The organism is Micromonospora sp. DT48 (assembly GCF_049844495.1).
In the GTDB taxonomy this organism is placed as follows: domain Bacteria; phylum Actinomycetota; class Actinomycetes; order Mycobacteriales; family Micromonosporaceae; genus Micromonospora.
In genome coordinates this window covers 363,644-378,936 of record NZ_JBNCLE010000008.1, presented here as the reverse complement: position 1 = coordinate 378,936, position 15,293 = coordinate 363,644, and the positions used below count along the sequence as shown (strand labels likewise).

Below are 15,293 nucleotides of genomic sequence, written 5' to 3'. Positions count from 1 at the left end.
TAACAAGCCTCGCATGCCCGCCTGAGTACCGACGGAGGGAGCGACCGATTTTCGCCCCACCGTTCCGACACGGAGGAATCGCCGATCACCAGTGGACAAAAGCCACCCCGGCGTGTGTACCATTCTTCCGTCGCCGGGCGGCTTCCCCCGTGGCCGCCCGGCGCTCACTCTTCCCCGCCGACCTAGACTGAGCGGGATGACCCACCCCGACATCCCCACCGAGGCACTGCCCTGTTCGGCGCGTGGGTGTCAGGCCCGCGCCCGCTGGGCGCTGCGCTGGAACAATCCTCGGCTGCACCCGCCCGAGCGGCGCAAGACCTGGCTCGCCTGCGAGGCGCACCGGTCGTCGCTCGGTGACTTCCTCGACGCACGAGGCTTTCTGCGTGAGGTCGCCCCGCTGCCGGGATCGCCTACGCTCGAAGAGTGGACGCGTACAACGGGAAGTCAGCCCGGTGAGCGATGACGCGGCTCCGGCCCCGAACTCGGCCGGGCCGATCAGCCCGCTCGAACCGTGGCCGGACACCGTCCAGTGGCAGTCGATCTCGACCGACCTGATCTGGGTGGAGTTGCTGCGGCTGGCGATCGGGGTCGCCTTCGTCTCGGCCGTGCTCGGGGTCAGTTGGGTGCTGACCGACTCCTGGACGGTCCCCGCGGCGCTCGGCGCGGTCGGGCTGTTCGCGCTCTGGCGCGCGGTGACCATCGTTCGGGCGGTACGCGCCTGGGGCTACGCCGAACGTGAGGACGATCTGCTGGTCCGGCACGGCCTGCTGGTGCGTCGGCTCTCCATCGTCCCGTACTCGCGGATGCAGTTCGTCGACGTCAGCGCCGGCCCGCTGGAGCGGGCGTTCGACCTGGCGACCGTGCAGTTGCACACCGCCGCCGCGGCCAGCGACGCCCGGGTGCCGGGGCTGCGTCCCGCCGAGGCGTCCCGGCTGCGGGACCGCCTGACCGCACTCGGCGAGGACCGGGCGGAAGGACTGTGAGCGGGTCGGCCGGTCCGGATCCGGACCGGGCTCCAGCCACCACCGACGATCGGGATCAGGTCGGGGCCGCTCACGACCCACCGGACGCGGGCCAGCCGTCCGACGACACCGCGCCGGCCGAGCCTGCACCGGCCGGATCGGGGCCTCCGCCCGTCGGATCGGCCGGGCCGACGCAGGCGCAGCCGGCCCGGCAACGGCTCCATCCGTTGAGCCCTGCGTTGCACGGTGCCAAGTCGCTGGCCGTGGTCATCGCCGGGCTCTCCTGGTCGACCCTGTCCCGGGTCGGGTTCGGCTGGTTCGTCGCGATGGTGATCGTGCTCGCGCTCGGCGCGAGCGTGCTGGCCGTGGTCAGCTGGTACAACACCGGCTACCAGGTGGTCGGGCGGGAGCTGCGCATCCACGAGGGGTTGCTCTGGCGGCGTACCCGGGCGATTCCGCTGGAACGACTCCAGGCCGTCGAGGTGGTCCGGCCGTTGCTCGCGCAGCTCACCGGGCTGGCGGAGCTACGGCTGGAGGTGGTCGGCGGCGGTAAGACCGAGGCGCCGCTGGCGTACCTCGGTGTCGCCGAGGCGGCCGTGTTGCGGCAGCGCCTGCTGGCTTTGGCGGGTCACCCCTCGACCGCGGTGGCGACGGGCGGGTCGCAGCCGGCCGGCACCGAGCCGGCACCGCCGTCCGGGCGGCCGCTGCACGCGGTGCGCAACCGGGACCTGCTGATCAGCCAGTTGCTGACCCCGCAGGCGTTCCTGCTGCCCTTCGGGGTGGTCTTCGTGGCGGCGCAGTTCCTGTCGGAGGGCTCCTGGTCCTTCATCGCGGTGGCCAGCACGCTCACCGCGATGGCCGGTGTCCTGCTGCAACCCATCCGCCGGGTCCTCGACGACTGGCGGTTCCAACTGGCCCGTGACGAGGACCGGCTGCGGATCCGCAACGGTCTGCTGGAGACCAGGTCGCAGACGGTCCCGTTGCACCGGGTGCAGACCGTACGGGTGGCCTGGCCGCTGCTGTGGCGGATGAAGGGCTGGCTCCGGCTCCGCCTGGAGGTGGCCGGTTACGCCGCCGGTGAGGCCGACGAGCGCAACCGGCCGGACCGGCTGCTGCCCGTCGGCGACCAGCCGACCGGCGAGATGATCGTCGCCGAGGTGCTGCCGGGGGTGGCGCTGTCGTCGTTGCCACTGCGGCCACCGCCGCCCCGGGCCCGCTGGGTCAACCCGTTGAGCCGCCACGTCCTCGGCGCCGGTCTGACCGAACAGGTCTTCGCGGTCCGCTCCGGCCTGCTCACCCGCCGACTGACGATCGTGCCGTACGCCCGGTTGCAGAGCGTACGGGTGGTGCAGGGCCCGGTGCAGCGGCTGCTCGGGTTGGCCACCGTGCACGCCGACACCGCCGGTGGGGCGGGCGCCGCGGCGGTGGACCGGGACCTCGCCGACGCCTGGGCGTTGGCGGCGGAGCTGACCGCGCGAGGCCGGGACGCCCGCCGCGTCGGCTGACCGCTGCGACGGTCAGAGCGTGGTTGAGGAGGCGCTGTTCAGCGTGGGGTGGGAATGGCGGGCGGCGACGCGGGCACCTCGTCGACGGCGGGTGGGTCGGTCGCGGTGCGGCGGGCCTTCCGGCGGGCCCACCAACGTTCGGCCCAACCGACCACCAGAAAGGTCATCCCGACGTACGCCCAGCCCACCAGCACGTCGATCACGTAGTGCTCGCCGCTGTAGACCAGGGTGAAGGTCATCGCCAGCGGGTAGGCCAGCAGCAGCGGCCACCAGCGCAGCCGGACGCTACGCAGGAAGAACAGCACGACGAACAGGGCGAAGGCGGTGTGCAGCGACGGCATCGCGGCCACCGGGTTCGAGGCCAGTTGACCGGCGTTGAGCAGGTTGCCCGCGCCGTGCATGCCGAACGCCTTCCAGCCCCGGGTGGAGATCCGGGCGACCTCCTCGATCAGCCCGTTCTGCGCCGCCCACCAGGGTGGTGCGGCCGGGTAGAGGAAGTAGGTGATCAGGCCGGTGGCGCAGAGGAAGAACCAGCGGCGCATGAACGCCGCCCACCGGCTGCGCTCACGCATCCAGAGCACCGCGGCGGCGGCCAGCGCCGCCACGAAGTGGGAGAAGTACACCCAGCTGACCAGGACGTCCCACCAGCGCACCTGCGGGTGGTAGAGGTGCTGCTGCAACCAGACGGTCGGCACCTGGCCGTCCATGGCCCAGCCGAACATCAGGCGGTCCGCCAGGATCAACTCGTAGGCGTGCGGCACGGTCCCGTCGTGGTAGGCGAACCCCCGGGACAGGTTGTAGGCCACCAGCAGCAGCACCACCGGCACCCAGTCCCGGGCGAAGCGCAGGTGGCTGCGCCACGGACGACTGGAGTGCCAGGCGATGGTGCCGGCCCAGATCCAGAAGAACGCGTACACCGGGTCGGTGGGCAGGCCGATGACGAGCCAGCCCACCACGAAGGCGACGCCCCAGACCGACATGGCGATCACGCGGCGACGCCCGCCGTCGCGCGGGGCGGGCGGCTCGGCCGAGGCAGGGGGCTGGGGGTCGGTCATGGCAGACATCGCGGACAAGGTTAGCGGCGACCTGCGTACGACCCGACGCAGGAGCACCTGCGACGTCGTGGCACATCTGCCCGGCCGCGTGGTCCGGGTCTCCCCGAGCACCTACGCTGTGCCCATGCGGGAGCAACCGGATCGAGCCCTGGCCCCGGGTCTGACCGCCCGGGTCGAGTTGACCGTCACCGACGCCGACACCGCTCAGGCGCTCGGCTCGGGTGACGTCCCGGTGCTCGGCACACCACGGGTGCTGGCCCTGGCCGAAGCGGCGACCGTGGCCGCGACCGCCCGTGACCTGCCGAGCGGTGCCACCACCGTGGGCACCCGGGTGGAGTTGGCGCACCTGGCCGCCACCCCGGTGGGCCGTACGGTCGTGGCGCAGGCCCGGCTGACCGAGGTCGACCGTCGCCGGTTGGTCTTCGAGGTCGACGTCACCGAGGGCGGGCAGACCGTCGCCGAGGGGCAGGTGGAGCGGGTCCTGGTGGACCGCGCCCGGTTCGTGCAACGCGCCGGTGCCGCGATATGACCACGGTGGGCCGGTTCGTCGAGGTCGCCGACCGGGTGTTCGTGCTCCGTGAGCCGGTGCTCGCGGTCAACGTCACGCTGGTGCTGGGCGACGGCGCCGCGCTGCTGGTCGACACCCTTTCCACCACCGGTCAGGCGGCCGAGCTGGCCACTGCGGTACGCGCGGTCACCACCGACCCGCTGACGCTGGTGAACACCCACCACCACTTCGACCACTGCTTCGGCAACGCCGCCCTGGCCGGTGATCCGCCCCGACCGGTGTGGGCGCACGAACTGGCCGCTGTGGCGATGCGCGACGAGGCGGACCGGTTGCGCCGCGAGGCGTACGCGGAGCTGCACCCCGGGCATCCGGAACTCGCCGCCGAGGCGGCCGACACCGAGCTGCTGGCACCCAGCCATACCGTGCGTACCGAGGCGGTCCTCGACGTCGGTGGCCGGCGGGTGATGCTGCGTCATCCCGGGCGGGGTCACACCGACGCCGACCTCGTCGTGCAGGTGCCCGACGCCGATGTGCTGGTCGCCGGTGATCTGGTCGAGCAGGGCGGGCCTCCGGCGTTCGAGGACTCGTACCCGTTGCAGTGGCCCGACGCGCTGGCCGAGTTGTCGCGGTCGATCTCACCGTCGACGGTGGTCGTACCCGGGCACGGCGACCTGGTCGACGCCGAGTTCGTCCGGGCCCAGCACGCCCAACTGGTGGACTTGGCCTGGCTGATCCGGGCCGGGCACACCGGCGGCGCGCCGCCGGAGCGGGTCGCCGCCGACGCTCCGTTCCCGGCCCGTCCCGCGCTGACCGCCGCACGACGTGGCTACGCCGAACTCGACGGCACCGCCTGAGCCCGTCGGCGCGGCGAGCCCAGGCGGGCCGGGTCGCCGCGACCGGCGGTGTCGGGGGCGGCGGTGTCGGGGGCTGCGGTCAGTCGCCGTAGCGCTGCCGCACCTCGGCGCGGGTGGGCATGGCGACCGCCCCACCGGGACGCTCACAGACCAGACCGGCGACCCGCAGCGCGTAGCCGACCCGGGCGTGCCAGCCGGACGGCTCGACCGGCTCGCCGCCGGTCAACAGGTCGGCGACCAGAGCAGCCATCACCGAATCGCCCGCGCCGGTGGCGTCCACGGCGGCCACCTTCGGCGCGGGTACGCGTACCGGATCGGCGTCCGCGGCGGCGACCACCGCGCCGGCGGCACCGAGGGTGACCACGACGGTGGCCGCGCCAAGTTCACGGAGGTAGACCGCCACCGACTCGACCGGCTCGCCGGGATAGAGCAGTTCCGCGTCGGCGGCGCTGAGCTTGACCAGGTGCGCTCCGGCGGCGAACTCGGCGACCACCTCGCGTAGCTCGCCCAACGCCTGCGGACCGGTCAGCAGCCGGGGCCGCACGTTGGGGTCGAAGACCCGCAGGCCCGCAGCCGCCGCCCAGGCCCGACGGGCAGCGGCCAAGGTCCTCGGCGCGAGCAGCACGATCGAACCGCAGTAGACCACGTCGGCGCCCTCGACCAGCGTCACGTCGAGCTGGTCGGGTCCGAGCAACGCGTAGGAGGGCGGCTCGCCGTAGAAGCGGAAGTCCGGCTCCGCGCCGGAGAAGGTGGCCACGGCCAGCGTGGTCGGCACCGCCACGGTGACCGCACCGGCGAGCCCGACCTGTTCGGCGGTGAGGAAGGCGCGGATCCGGTCGGCCAGCACGTCGTCGCCGAGCGATCCGACGAACTGCACCGCGCCGCCGAGCCGGGCGACACCGACGGCGACGTTCAGCGGTCCACCACCGATCGCCTGCCGGTAGACCGGCGCGCCGTCGCACTCGGCGTCCAGCAGGTCGACGAGCGCCTCGCCGAGCACCACCGCGTATCCCATCGTCAGGTCCTTCCCGTCTGCCGTACGTGATGCCCAGGCTGGCACAGCGGATGTGTGCGGGGCGTGGAAGCCACGGTATTGGCGCGGCCTGGGCGCGGCGAACCCGGCCCGTTTCACACATCGAGATGCGGCTATTGCGTCAACCGGACCGACATGGTGGGATGAGGATGCCGGATGGCGCGGGGCTGCGCGTCCACCGGCGCCGGGCTTCACATCGCGCGAGGGCATTCACGCGTCGACACTCCGCTGGCGACAGCGTGCCGGTTGGGCCATCGTCCCCATCCGCACGGTCGCCGCGTAGTCGTATTCGCCCGCAGTAGCGGGGGCGACATCCCGCCACCCGCGCGTTCGGCAGGGCGCACCTACCGTGTTGCGCCCTGCGAGTCAGGAGAACCCGTGAACCGTCCACGCTTGGCCGCGCTGATAACCGCGGCTTTCACTTTTCTCGCGGGGGCGGTCGTTGTGACCGCCAGCCCCGATCCGGCGTCCGCGCACGGCGCGGCGATGACGCCGGGTGCCCGCACCTACCTGTGTTGGCGCGACGGTCTCACCCAGACCGGTGAGATCCGGCCGAACAACCCGGCCTGCGCCGCCGCCGTCGCGCAGAGCGGGACGAACTCGCTCTACAACTGGTTCAGCGTGCTGCGTTCGGACGCCGGTGGCCGGACCACCGGCTTCATCCCGGACGGTCAGCTGTGCAGCGGCGGGGCCACCGGCTTCCGCGGCTTCGACCTGGCCCGCAACGACTGGCCGCTGACGCACCTGACGGCCGGGCGCACCATGGAGTTCCGGTACAGCAACTGGGCGCACCACCCGGGCACGTTCTACTTCTACGTGACCCGGGACAGCTGGAGCCCGACCCGGGCGCTGGCCTGGAGCGACCTGGAGGCCCAGCCGTTCCTGACGGTGACCAACCCGCCGCAGCGTGGTGCGGTCGGCACCAACGACGGCCACTACTACTTCACCGGCACCCTGCCGTCGAACAAGAGCGGCCGCCACATCATCTACTCCCGGTGGGTCCGCTCGGACAGCCAGGAGAACTTCTTCGGCTGCTCCGACGTGGTCTTCGACGGTGGCAACGGTGAGGTGACCGGTATCGGTGGCAACCAGACCACCCCGCCGCCGAACCCGACCACCCCGCCGCCGAACCCCACCACCCCGCCGCCGAACCCCACCACGCCGCCGCCGAACCCGACCACCCCGCCCCCGGGCAACGGAGGCTGCTCGGCCACCATCAAGGTGACAAACAGCTGGTCCGGTGGCTTCCAGGGTGAGGTCGAGATCAAGAACACCGGCAGCTCGGCGCTGAACGGCTGGACCGCGAACTGGACCTGGCCCAGCGGTCAGCAGATCAGCCAGGTCTGGAACGCCACCCACACGGCGTCCGGATCGTCGGTGACGGTCAGCAACGTGTCGTACAACGGCTCCCTCGGGGCCAACGGCAGCACGACGTTCGGCTTCCTTGCCAGCGGCAGCGAAGCGACGCCAACCGCAACCTGCACCAGCAGCTGATCACCAGCAGCACGAAGGGGGCCCCGCTCGGGGCCCCCTTCCGCTTGTCCGCTCCGGGTCTGGGCGCTCGACGTCCGTCCGCTCAGCGCACCACGGAGTCCTTCCGCTCCGGTCAGCGCACCATGGAGCCGACGACGGGCTTGGTCAGCAGGGCCGACTGGTTGCGCTGGATGCCCGGGTCGAGGGTCTTCGCGACGAAGATGGCGTGCCAGATGCAGAAGATCAGCACGGTCCACACCTTGCGGGAGTGGTCCGCCTCCTCCCGCTTGTGCTCCTCCAGCAGCCGCAGCGCGTACGACAGGTCGAGCAGGTCACCGGCGCCGGAGGTGGAGAGCACGTGCCGGGCCCACTCGTACATCTCGCCCCGCAGCCAGACCCGGGTCGGGGTCGGGAAACCCAGCTTCTTGCGGTTGACGATGGCCGGCGGCACCACACCCTGCAACGCCTGACGCATGGCGTACTTGGTGGCGTCGGAGCGTGGCGGCAGCTTCAGCTCGACCGGGATCTTCGCCGCCACCTCGAACACCGCCCGGTCGAGGAAGGGCACCCGCACCTCCAGCGAGTGCGCCATGGAGATCCGATCCGCCTTGACCAGGATGTCGCCGCGCAGCCAGGTGTAGAGGTCGACGTACTGCATCTTGGTGACGTCGTCCAGCTCGGTGCACTCGGCGTAGATCGGCGCGGTCACGTCGGTGTAGCGCACCGAGGGGTCGTAGCGGCGCAGCAGGTGCTGCTTCTCCTCCTCGGTGAACATCCGGGCGTTGCCGTAGTAGCGCTGCTCGATCGGGGTGGTGCCGCGCTCCAGGAAGCTCTTGCCCTTGACGCCCTGCGGGATCGCCTTGGAGACCGCCCGCAGGCCCTTCTGCACCCCACCGGGCAGGCCGTTGACGCTGCTCAGCGAGAGCGGCTCCCGGTAGATCGTGTAACCGCCGAAGAACTCGTCCGCACCCTCGCCGGAGAGGACCACGGTGACGTGCTCGGCGGCCTTCTTGGCGACGAAGTAGAGCGGCACCAGCGCCGGGTCGGCGACCGGGTCGTCGAGGTGCCAGACGATCTTCGGAAGCGCCTCGATCATGTCCTGCGGACCGATCTTGGTGGGGATGGTGGTCACGTCGAGGTGGCGGGCCGACTCCTGGGCGACGTCGATCTCCGAGTACCCGGGCACGTCGTAGCCGACGGTGAAGGTGAGGATGTTCGGGTTGAACTCCCGGGCCAGCGCCACCACGGCGGTCGAGTCGATCCCGCTGGACAGGAACGAGCCGACCGGCACGTCCGAGCGCATGTGCATGCGTACGCTCTCCCGCAGCGTCTCCCGGATCTCCTGGTAGAGCTTCTGCTCGTCGGCGACCGGAGCGGGCCGGAATACCGGCTGGTACCAGCGGCGCACGTCGATCCGGCCGCCCGGGGTCCAGGTGAGGTACTCCCCGGAGCCGATCCGGCTGATCCCCCGGTGCAGGGTGCCGGGCTCGGGCACGTACTGCAGGGTCAGGTAGTGGCTGAGGTTGGCCGTGTCGACCCCGGCGTCCCCGGCGTACGCCGACTGGGCGAAGGGCAGCAGGGCCTTCTTCTCCGAGGCGAGGTAGAGCCCGTCGCCGGTCTCCAGGTAGTGCAGCGGCTTGATGCCGTAGTAGTCCCGGGCGCCGAACGCGCGGCGCTGCTGGCGATCCCAGATGACGAAGGCGAACATGCCCCGCAGCCGGGTGAGCACCTGCTCGCCCCAGTAGTGGTAGCCGGCGACGATCACCTCCCCGTCGCCGTTGGTGGCGAACCGGGCCCCGAAGTCGCGGATCAGCTCCTCGCGCAGCTCGATGTAGTTGTAGATCTCGCCGTTGAAGGTCAGCAGGTAGCGCCCGTCGGCGTAGGGCAGCGGCTCATGGCTGAGTGCGACGTCGATGATCGCCAACCGCTTGTGGGCGAACACCCCGTCCGCGTACCGGCCGGAGGCGTCGCCGACCACCTCGACCCCGGTCTCGTCCGGGCCGCGATGGTGCAGGCATTCCAACGCCGCAGCGATGTTGTCGCGGTGGGCGGCGGCATCGCCACGTGCACTGAAGAAAGCCAGGAGTCCGCACATGTCCGTCATCTTTCCACGGGTGCCCGACGGCCGTCGCGGCACTGTCGGGGTCACCGGTGGGTCGCCCCGGGCGGGGTTCGCGGTACCGTCGGCACCAGCAATGAGGCGAAGGGAGCGGGGCATGTCCGAGGAACGCAAAGACGGCACCGAGTCGCACGATCCGGACTTCCCACCGGCGTTCCTGTCGTTCATGCGGCAGGGCTGGCGGGACACCACCTTGCCGGTCGGTCCCCGGCCGGAGGTGCCGAACTACGCCAAGCGTCGGGCCGCCCTCTCGGCGGCCTTCCCGGGCGAGACGCTGGTGATCCCCACCGGCGGTGAGAAGGTACGCGCCAACGACACCGAGTACCGGTTCCGGCCGGGCAGCGACTTCGCGTACCTCACCGGCGACCACGACCCGGACAGCGTGCTCGTGCTACGGCCGAACGGCTCGGGTCACGACGCCACGCTGTACATGCGGCCCCGCTCGTCGCGGGAGAACGACGAGTTCTTCCGCAGCCGCCACGGCGAACTGTGGGTGGGTCGGCGACACACCCTCACCGAGAAGTCGACCGAGTTGGGCCTGCCCACCGCCGACCTGACCGAGCTGGACGCGGCACTGGCCGGGCTGGCCCCCGCCCGGACCCGGGTGCTGCGCGGCTTCGACGCGCAGGTGGACGCCGCGGTGCGGCCCTGGGACGGCCCCCGCGAGGAGGGGCAGCCGGCCCGCGACCGCGAGCTGGCCATCGCCATCGCGGAGTTGAAGCTGGTCAAGGACGAGTGGGAGATCGCCCAGCTTCAGGAGGCGATCGACGCCACGGTGCGCGGCTTCGAGGACGTGGCCCGGGTGCTGCCGGCCGATCGCGGCGTCTCCGAGCGGCTGCTGGAGGGTGTCTTCGCGCTGCGGGCCCGGCACGACGGCAACGACGTCGGTTACGGCTCGATCGTCGGCGCCGGTGAACACGCCACGATCCTGCACTGGGTGCACAACCACGGTGTCACCCGACCAGGTGAGCTGCTGCTGATGGACATGGGCGTGGAGGGGCGCAACCTCTACACGGCGGACGTGACGCGGGTGTTGCCGGTCAACGGGCGGTTCACCCCGCTGCAACGCCAGGTCTACGACATCGTGTACGCGGCACAGCAGGCCGGCATCGACTTCATCAAGCCGGGGGTGGCGTTCAAGGACGTCCACCGCACCTGCATGCGGGTGCTCGCCGAAGGGCTGGCGGACTTGGGGCTGCTGCCGGTGAGCGTGGACGAGGCGATGGACGACTCCTCCACCGTCTACCGCCGGTGGACGCTGCACGGCTTCGGGCACATGCTCGGCATCGACGTGCACGACTGCACCAACGCCCGGAAGGAGATGTACCGCGACGGCACCCTGGGCGAGGGGTACGTGCTCACCGTGGAGCCGGGGCTGTACTTCCAGCCGGAGGACGAGCTGGTACCGGAGGAACTGCGCGGCATCGGCATCCGGATCGAGGACGACGTGCTGGTCACCAACTCCGGCGCGGTCAACCTGTCGGCGGGGCTGCCCCGCCAGGCCGACGAGGTGGAGACCTGGTTGGCCGAGCAGCGTGAGGCCGGGCCACGACTGCCTGGCTGACCGAAGCGTCCGGCTGATCGGGCGACACGCACAGCAGACACGAGCAGCAGGGCGGGCCCCCGCCGGAGCGACGACACGGTCGCCTCGGCGCGGGGCCCGCCCTCGTCTGCCTGGGTGCACGTCCACCCACCCCCGGCCAACGCGTTCACGATCCGCTCAACCGCTTTCGACCGGATCCCGCGAGATGACACGCTGATGCCCGATCAGGTGCCAATGCGGGGGTATTTCGGATTCATCCTTCTCGCGAGGAACATTCTCATACGGTGGTCATCAGAGGGCTGCAAGACGTTTGTAGCAGCTCGCACCCATTCGTGCGGTGCGGGCCAGTCTGGTAGCAGGAAAGGGCGGAAGGCTCTGATGTCTGATGACGTGACCACTTCCTACGGTGGGCCGCCCCCGGCTCCACCACCCCCGGCACCGCCGGGGCTTCGACGGCGAAAACTGTGGCTGACCGCGGGCGTCGCCGGCCTGACCGGCGTCGTCGGTCTGGCCGCCCTGGGCGGGGTGGCCGCCCGCGACGACCGACCCGGCACATCGGGCCGGACGGACGCGCAGTCCAACGCCCGGCAGAATGTCAGCGACACCGGCAAGGCCGAGACGGCCGAGGGCCGCGACGCCAAGGACGAGGCAGCCGGCGACCGGGTCGGCCGCAAGGACGGCGACGGCAGGAAGAACGGCGGCGGCGAGAGCAGGGCGCACGAGGTTCCCTGCGACACCGACAAGCTGATCCAGGCGATCGTGCACGCCAACCAGAACCACGGCGGCGTGCTGAACCTGGCCCGGCACTGCACGTACGAGCTGACCCGCAGCGACGGTGGCAACGGGCTTCCGGTGATCACCAAACCGATCACCTTGACGGGTGAGGACAGCAAGCTCGTCCGGGCCGCGAACGTCGAGCGGTTCCGCATCCTCAACGTCGGCCGCGGCGGTCACCTGACCCTGAAGGGTGTGACGGTCAAGGGCGGCCAGACCACCACCGGCATGATGCTCGCGGCACCCGCCACGACCTGGAACTTCGACGTGGCGACCTCGACCCCGGCCACGGCTGCCGGGGCGAAACCCACGGCGACCGCGGCCAAGCCGGCGGCGAAGCCGACGGCCAAGGCGACGGCCAAGGCGAAGCCGACGACCAAGGCGGCATCGGCGGCGGCCAAGCCGACGACCAAGGCGGCACCAGCCAAGGCGGCGTCGGCGGCCAAGGCAGCGCCAGCGGCCAAGGAAGGCAGCGCCGCAGTGGACGTCGGCGGGCCGAGCATCGCCGCCGACGGCGTCGACGGGGGCGGCATCCTGGTGCAGCGCGGCGGCACCGCCGACCTGGTGGACAGTCGGATCGTGCAGAACCAGGCCAGCCGCAACGGAGGCGGCATCGCCAACTACGGCACCACCACGATCCGCACCAGCACGGTCGAGCAGAACAACGCCGGCTCTTTCGGCGGTGGTGTGTTCAACCTGGGCACCCTGCGGGTCGAGGAGTCGAAGATCGTCTACAACTCCTCGGGCAGTGGGGGCGGCGGCATCGCCAACGGCGCCATCCCCAACGGCGGCGCCGACACGGGCGGCACGGTCTGGATCTGGAAGAGCACGATCAGCCACAACCGGACCGGGGTGCTGGGCGGCGGCGTTCTGCTCAACGGCGGCGACACCACCGCGGTGCAGAGCCAACTGACCGACAACACCAGCAGCGTCGACGGCGGTGGGTTGATCGCCATCGGTGACAGCCGGGTGAGCCTGGAGCACGTACTGGTCACCCGGAACTTCGCCGACGACGACGCCGGTGGGCTGGGCTTCGCCCAGGACGCCATCGCCGTCATCACCGACAGCACCCTGACCGAGAACGCGGCCGGAGTCGGCGGAGCCGGGGGCCTGTTCAACGACGGGGCTTCGGTGACCCTGAAGGACTCCGAGTTGCGGGCGAACCAGGCATTGGGAGCGATCGGCCTGGCCGGCGGCATCGTCAACCAGGGCGGCGTGACCACGCTGATCCGGACCAATGTGATCGACAACGTCGCCAACAACCAACCTGGCGGCATCTACACCGACAACGACCAGGTGGAGATCGACAGGCAGTCTGCGGTCACCGGGAACCGCCCGACCAACTGCGTCGGCAGCCCGGTCATCCCGGACCGTTGCTTCGGCTGATCGTCGGTCGACCAGCGATACAGGACAGCACCACCACATAGAGAGGGCTCCTCCGCGCTGCTCGACGGTGCGGAGGAGCCCATCCTGTTGCCTGGCCCGCTCACCCCCGCCCGGGTCGACCGCTGCTGATCCGAGCGGGTCCGGGCGGAAGCCACCGGTGCGTACCGGTCACCGCTGCCCTGGGGTCACTGACCATCCGCGTACCTAATGTGGGGTTATTTCGGATAAGGGCTTGAGGCGAGGAACCTTCTCATACGGTGTTTCTGGGAGCTACAACCGATTTGTAGCAGGGGACGCTCGCCTGTGCGTGACGACCCTGTCTGGTACGACGAGAGGGCAGAGAGCTCCGATGTCCAACTTCCTAGCTAAGAACAACGCCAGCGAGCCGGAGGCGACGCCCAAGCGGCGCCGCAAGCTCTGGCTCGCCAGCGGCGTCGCCGGGCTCACCGGCGTGGTCAGCATCGCCGCCGTCGGTGTCGCCACCGGCGCCGGCGCGGTCGGCACCGACGGTCTCCGCTGGTCCACCGCCCAGCAGGTCAGCAGGGACGGCGACCAGAGCGCGGAGGCGACCGCGACACCCGAGGGACACAAGGGCAAGCGGGACGACCGTGCCGGAGGCGACCACGGTGGCAAGCGCGGTGAGGACCGCGGCAAGGACGTGCCCTGCGACAGCGACAAGCTGATCCAGGCACTCGTCTACGCCAACGAGAACCACGGTGGCGTCCTCAACCTGGCCAAGGGCTGCACCTACACCCTGACCCGGTCCGACTCGGTAGACGGGACCGGCCCCAACGGCCTGCCGGTGATCACGGAGAACGTCGTGCTCAAGGGACACGACACCAAGATCGTCCGGGATGCCACCGCCGAACAGTTCCGGATCCTCAACGTCGGACGCGGTGGGAACCTGACCGTCAAGGGTCTGACGATCAAGAACGGCCAGACCACGGCGCTGGCGGTCGCCGGTGACACGCCGGAGGCGATCTGGTCGCGGTTCTCCAACTCGGTGGAGGCGACCAAGGCCGCCGAGGCGAAGAAGGAGTACCTGTCGCTGCTCCAGGCCAAGCCCAAGGGCATCGCGCTCAAGGCCAAGGCCCAGAGTGCGCCGTCGGTGCTGGCCGACCCGGAGTCCAACGACGGTGGTGGCGTCCTCGTGCAGCCCGGCGGCACCGCCTCCTTCGAGGAGACGCACATCGTCGCCAACCAGGCCGGGGGCGTCGGTGGCGGTCTGGCCAACTTCGGTAAGGCCAGCCTCTACCACACCACGGTCGCCGACAACACCGCCTTCCTCTACGGCGGCGGCATCTTCAACGCGGGCGTGCTGCGGGTGACCGAGTCGACCGTGCGCAACAACGACGCGATCATCGGCGGTGGCGGCATCGCCAACGGTGCCGCGTTCATCTTCCGCGAGGACATCGACGGTGGCACCGCCTGGATCGAGAAGACCGAGGTCACCACCAACGAGGTGCTCGGCTTCGGTGGCGGTGTGCTCGACATCGAGGGCAACACCACCGTGCGGCAGTCCAAGGTCATCGGAAACACCGCGGTCCTGGCCGGCGCCGGGGTCACCGCGGCCGGCGATGACAGCACGCTCGAACTGTCCCAGGTCGAGATCGCCAAGAACACCACGGCCGGCGTCGGCGGCGGCTTGGGCCTCGGCTTCGGTGCCATCGCCAACGTCGAGGAAACCAAGATCGTCGAGAACAAGGCGGGCTTCTTCGGTGGCGGCGTGTTCAACGGCACCGGTGAGGCGACCTTCCGCAACAGCGAGATCAGCGGCAACCGGGCCGTCGGTCCGCTGGGCGTCGGCGGCGGCATCTTCACCGTCGCCGGTGTGATCGACCTCGAGAAGACGCGGGTGGCGCACAACTTCGCCACCCTCCCCGCCGGGGGCGTCTTCAACTTCGTCGGCACGGTGAACCTGGACGACAAGTCGGCCATCACGGCCAACAAGCCGACCAACTGCGCCGGCAGCGTCACCGCGATCACGGGATGCTTCGGCTGATCGTGATCTGACCGGCTTCGCCGGACTGAGGGGACGGGACTTCGGCCCCGCCGGGACCGATCCAGACGGATCGGACCGG

Annotated in this window: 12 protein-coding genes; 9 read left to right on the top strand and 3 right to left on the bottom strand. The window is 70.8% G+C overall.

The features are described 5' to 3' along the window. Nucleotides 1-196: 196 nt before the first annotated feature. The 3 genes from ACLQ2S_RS11780 to ACLQ2S_RS11770 all read left to right on the top strand — a co-directional run bounded on the left by ACLQ2S_RS11780 (nucleotide 197) and on the right by ACLQ2S_RS11770 (nucleotide 2,467). Entirely contained in the window at nucleotides 197-463 is a 267-nt protein-coding gene (locus ACLQ2S_RS11780; RefSeq protein WP_425701672.1) for a hypothetical protein, read from the top strand. Beyond that, complete coding sequence (locus ACLQ2S_RS11775; protein WP_309223318.1) at nucleotides 453-983, top strand: PH domain-containing protein; 531 nt, start codon at nucleotides 453-455, stop codon at nucleotides 981-983. Before ACLQ2S_RS11780 ends, ACLQ2S_RS11775 begins: the two co-directional genes overlap by 11 nt. 206 nt (nucleotides 984-1,189) lie before the next feature. Continuing rightward, the gene (locus tag ACLQ2S_RS11770; protein WP_425701671.1) at nucleotides 1,190-2,467 is read left to right on the top strand and encodes a PH domain-containing protein; all 1,278 of its coding nucleotides are present in this window, start codon (nucleotides 1,190-1,192) and stop codon (nucleotides 2,465-2,467) included. Nucleotides 2,468-2,505: 38 nt separating this feature from the next. Here the strand turns inward: ACLQ2S_RS11770 and ACLQ2S_RS11765 are convergent, their stop codons facing one another. After that, nucleotides 2,506-3,531 carry a phosphatase PAP2 family protein gene (locus tag ACLQ2S_RS11765; RefSeq protein ID WP_425701670.1) on the bottom strand — a complete coding sequence of 342 codons (1,026 nt, stop codon included), beginning with the start codon at nucleotides 3,529-3,531 and terminating at the stop codon, nucleotides 2,506-2,508. Nucleotides 3,532-3,646: 115 nt separating this feature from the next. Between ACLQ2S_RS11765 and ACLQ2S_RS11760 the strand changes: the two genes are divergently transcribed. Together ACLQ2S_RS11760 and ACLQ2S_RS11755 are read left to right on the top strand one after the other, a co-directional pair. Next, a complete protein-coding gene (locus ACLQ2S_RS11760; protein WP_425701669.1) occupies nucleotides 3,647-4,051 on the top strand; it encodes a thioesterase family protein in 405 nt (134 codons plus the stop codon). Then, nucleotides 4,048-4,884, top strand: coding sequence for an MBL fold metallo-hydrolase (locus ACLQ2S_RS11755; protein WP_425701668.1), 837 nt, complete (start codon nucleotides 4,048-4,050; stop codon nucleotides 4,882-4,884). Before ACLQ2S_RS11760 ends, ACLQ2S_RS11755 begins: the two co-directional genes overlap by 4 nt. Before the next feature lie 79 nt (nucleotides 4,885-4,963). Here the strand turns inward: ACLQ2S_RS11755 and ACLQ2S_RS11750 are convergent, their stop codons facing one another. Further along, nucleotides 4,964-5,899: a PfkB family carbohydrate kinase gene (locus tag ACLQ2S_RS11750; RefSeq protein WP_425701667.1), complete on the bottom strand. Its 936-nt coding sequence runs from the start codon at nucleotides 5,897-5,899 to the stop codon at nucleotides 4,964-4,966. Nucleotides 5,900-6,295: 396 nt separating this feature from the next. On the opposite strand from ACLQ2S_RS11750, the gene ACLQ2S_RS11745 reads away from it, so the two are divergent. Next, nucleotides 6,296-7,411 (top strand): lytic polysaccharide monooxygenase auxiliary activity family 9 protein, encoded by a 1,116-nt coding sequence (locus tag ACLQ2S_RS11745; protein WP_309223319.1) that lies wholly within the window; start codon nucleotides 6,296-6,298, stop codon nucleotides 7,409-7,411. 112 nt (nucleotides 7,412-7,523) lie between these two features. Here ACLQ2S_RS11745 and asnB read toward each other — a convergent pair whose 3' ends face one another. Continuing rightward, nucleotides 7,524-9,485, bottom strand: coding sequence for an asparagine synthase (glutamine-hydrolyzing) (gene asnB, locus ACLQ2S_RS11740; RefSeq protein WP_155218380.1), 1,962 nt, complete (start codon nucleotides 9,483-9,485; stop codon nucleotides 7,524-7,526). A 121-nt stretch (nucleotides 9,486-9,606) separates the two neighbouring features. On the opposite strand from asnB, the gene ACLQ2S_RS11735 reads away from it, so the two are divergent. The 3 genes from ACLQ2S_RS11735 to ACLQ2S_RS11725 all read left to right on the top strand — a co-directional run bounded on the left by ACLQ2S_RS11735 (nucleotide 9,607) and on the right by ACLQ2S_RS11725 (nucleotide 15,214). Then, complete coding sequence (locus ACLQ2S_RS11735; RefSeq protein ID WP_155218382.1) at nucleotides 9,607-11,073, top strand: aminopeptidase P family protein; 1,467 nt, start codon at nucleotides 9,607-9,609, stop codon at nucleotides 11,071-11,073. Nucleotides 11,074-11,430: 357 nt separating this feature from the next. Continuing rightward, nucleotides 11,431-13,212: a right-handed parallel beta-helix repeat-containing protein gene (locus ACLQ2S_RS11730; RefSeq protein WP_425701666.1), complete on the top strand. Its 1,782-nt coding sequence runs from the start codon at nucleotides 11,431-11,433 to the stop codon at nucleotides 13,210-13,212. A gap of 349 nt (nucleotides 13,213-13,561) precedes the next feature. After that, on the top strand, nucleotides 13,562-15,214 hold the full coding sequence (locus tag ACLQ2S_RS11725; RefSeq protein WP_155218386.1) for a hypothetical protein: 1,653 nt from the start codon (nucleotides 13,562-13,564) through the stop codon (nucleotides 15,212-15,214). Nucleotides 15,215-15,293 lie beyond the last annotated feature (79 nt).

Bases quoted from the DNA above. Each gene is read 5' to 3' on its own strand.
- ACLQ2S_RS11760 (WP_425701669.1), top strand. From the start codon at position 3,647: ATGCGGGAGCAACCGGATCGAGCCCTGGCCCCGGGTCTGACCGCCCGG.
- ACLQ2S_RS11765 (WP_425701670.1), bottom strand. From the start codon at position 3,531: ATGTCTGCCATGACCGACCCCCAGCCCCCTGCCTCGGCCGAGCCGCCC.
- ACLQ2S_RS11755 (WP_425701668.1), top strand. From the start codon at position 4,048: ATGACCACGGTGGGCCGGTTCGTCGAGGTCGCCGACCGGGTGTTCGTG.
- ACLQ2S_RS11750 (WP_425701667.1), bottom strand. From the start codon at position 5,899: ATGGGATACGCGGTGGTGCTCGGCGAGGCGCTCGTCGACCTGCTGGAC.
- ACLQ2S_RS11730 (WP_425701666.1), top strand. From the start codon at position 11,431: ATGTCTGATGACGTGACCACTTCCTACGGTGGGCCGCCCCCGGCTCCA.
- ACLQ2S_RS11725 (WP_155218386.1), top strand. From the start codon at position 13,562: ATGTCCAACTTCCTAGCTAAGAACAACGCCAGCGAGCCGGAGGCGACG.
- ACLQ2S_RS11735 (WP_155218382.1), top strand. From the start codon at position 9,607: ATGTCCGAGGAACGCAAAGACGGCACCGAGTCGCACGATCCGGACTTC.
- ACLQ2S_RS11780 (WP_425701672.1), top strand. From the start codon at position 197: ATGACCCACCCCGACATCCCCACCGAGGCACTGCCCTGTTCGGCGCGT.
- asnB (WP_155218380.1), bottom strand. From the start codon at position 9,485: ATGTGCGGACTCCTGGCTTTCTTCAGTGCACGTGGCGATGCCGCCGCC.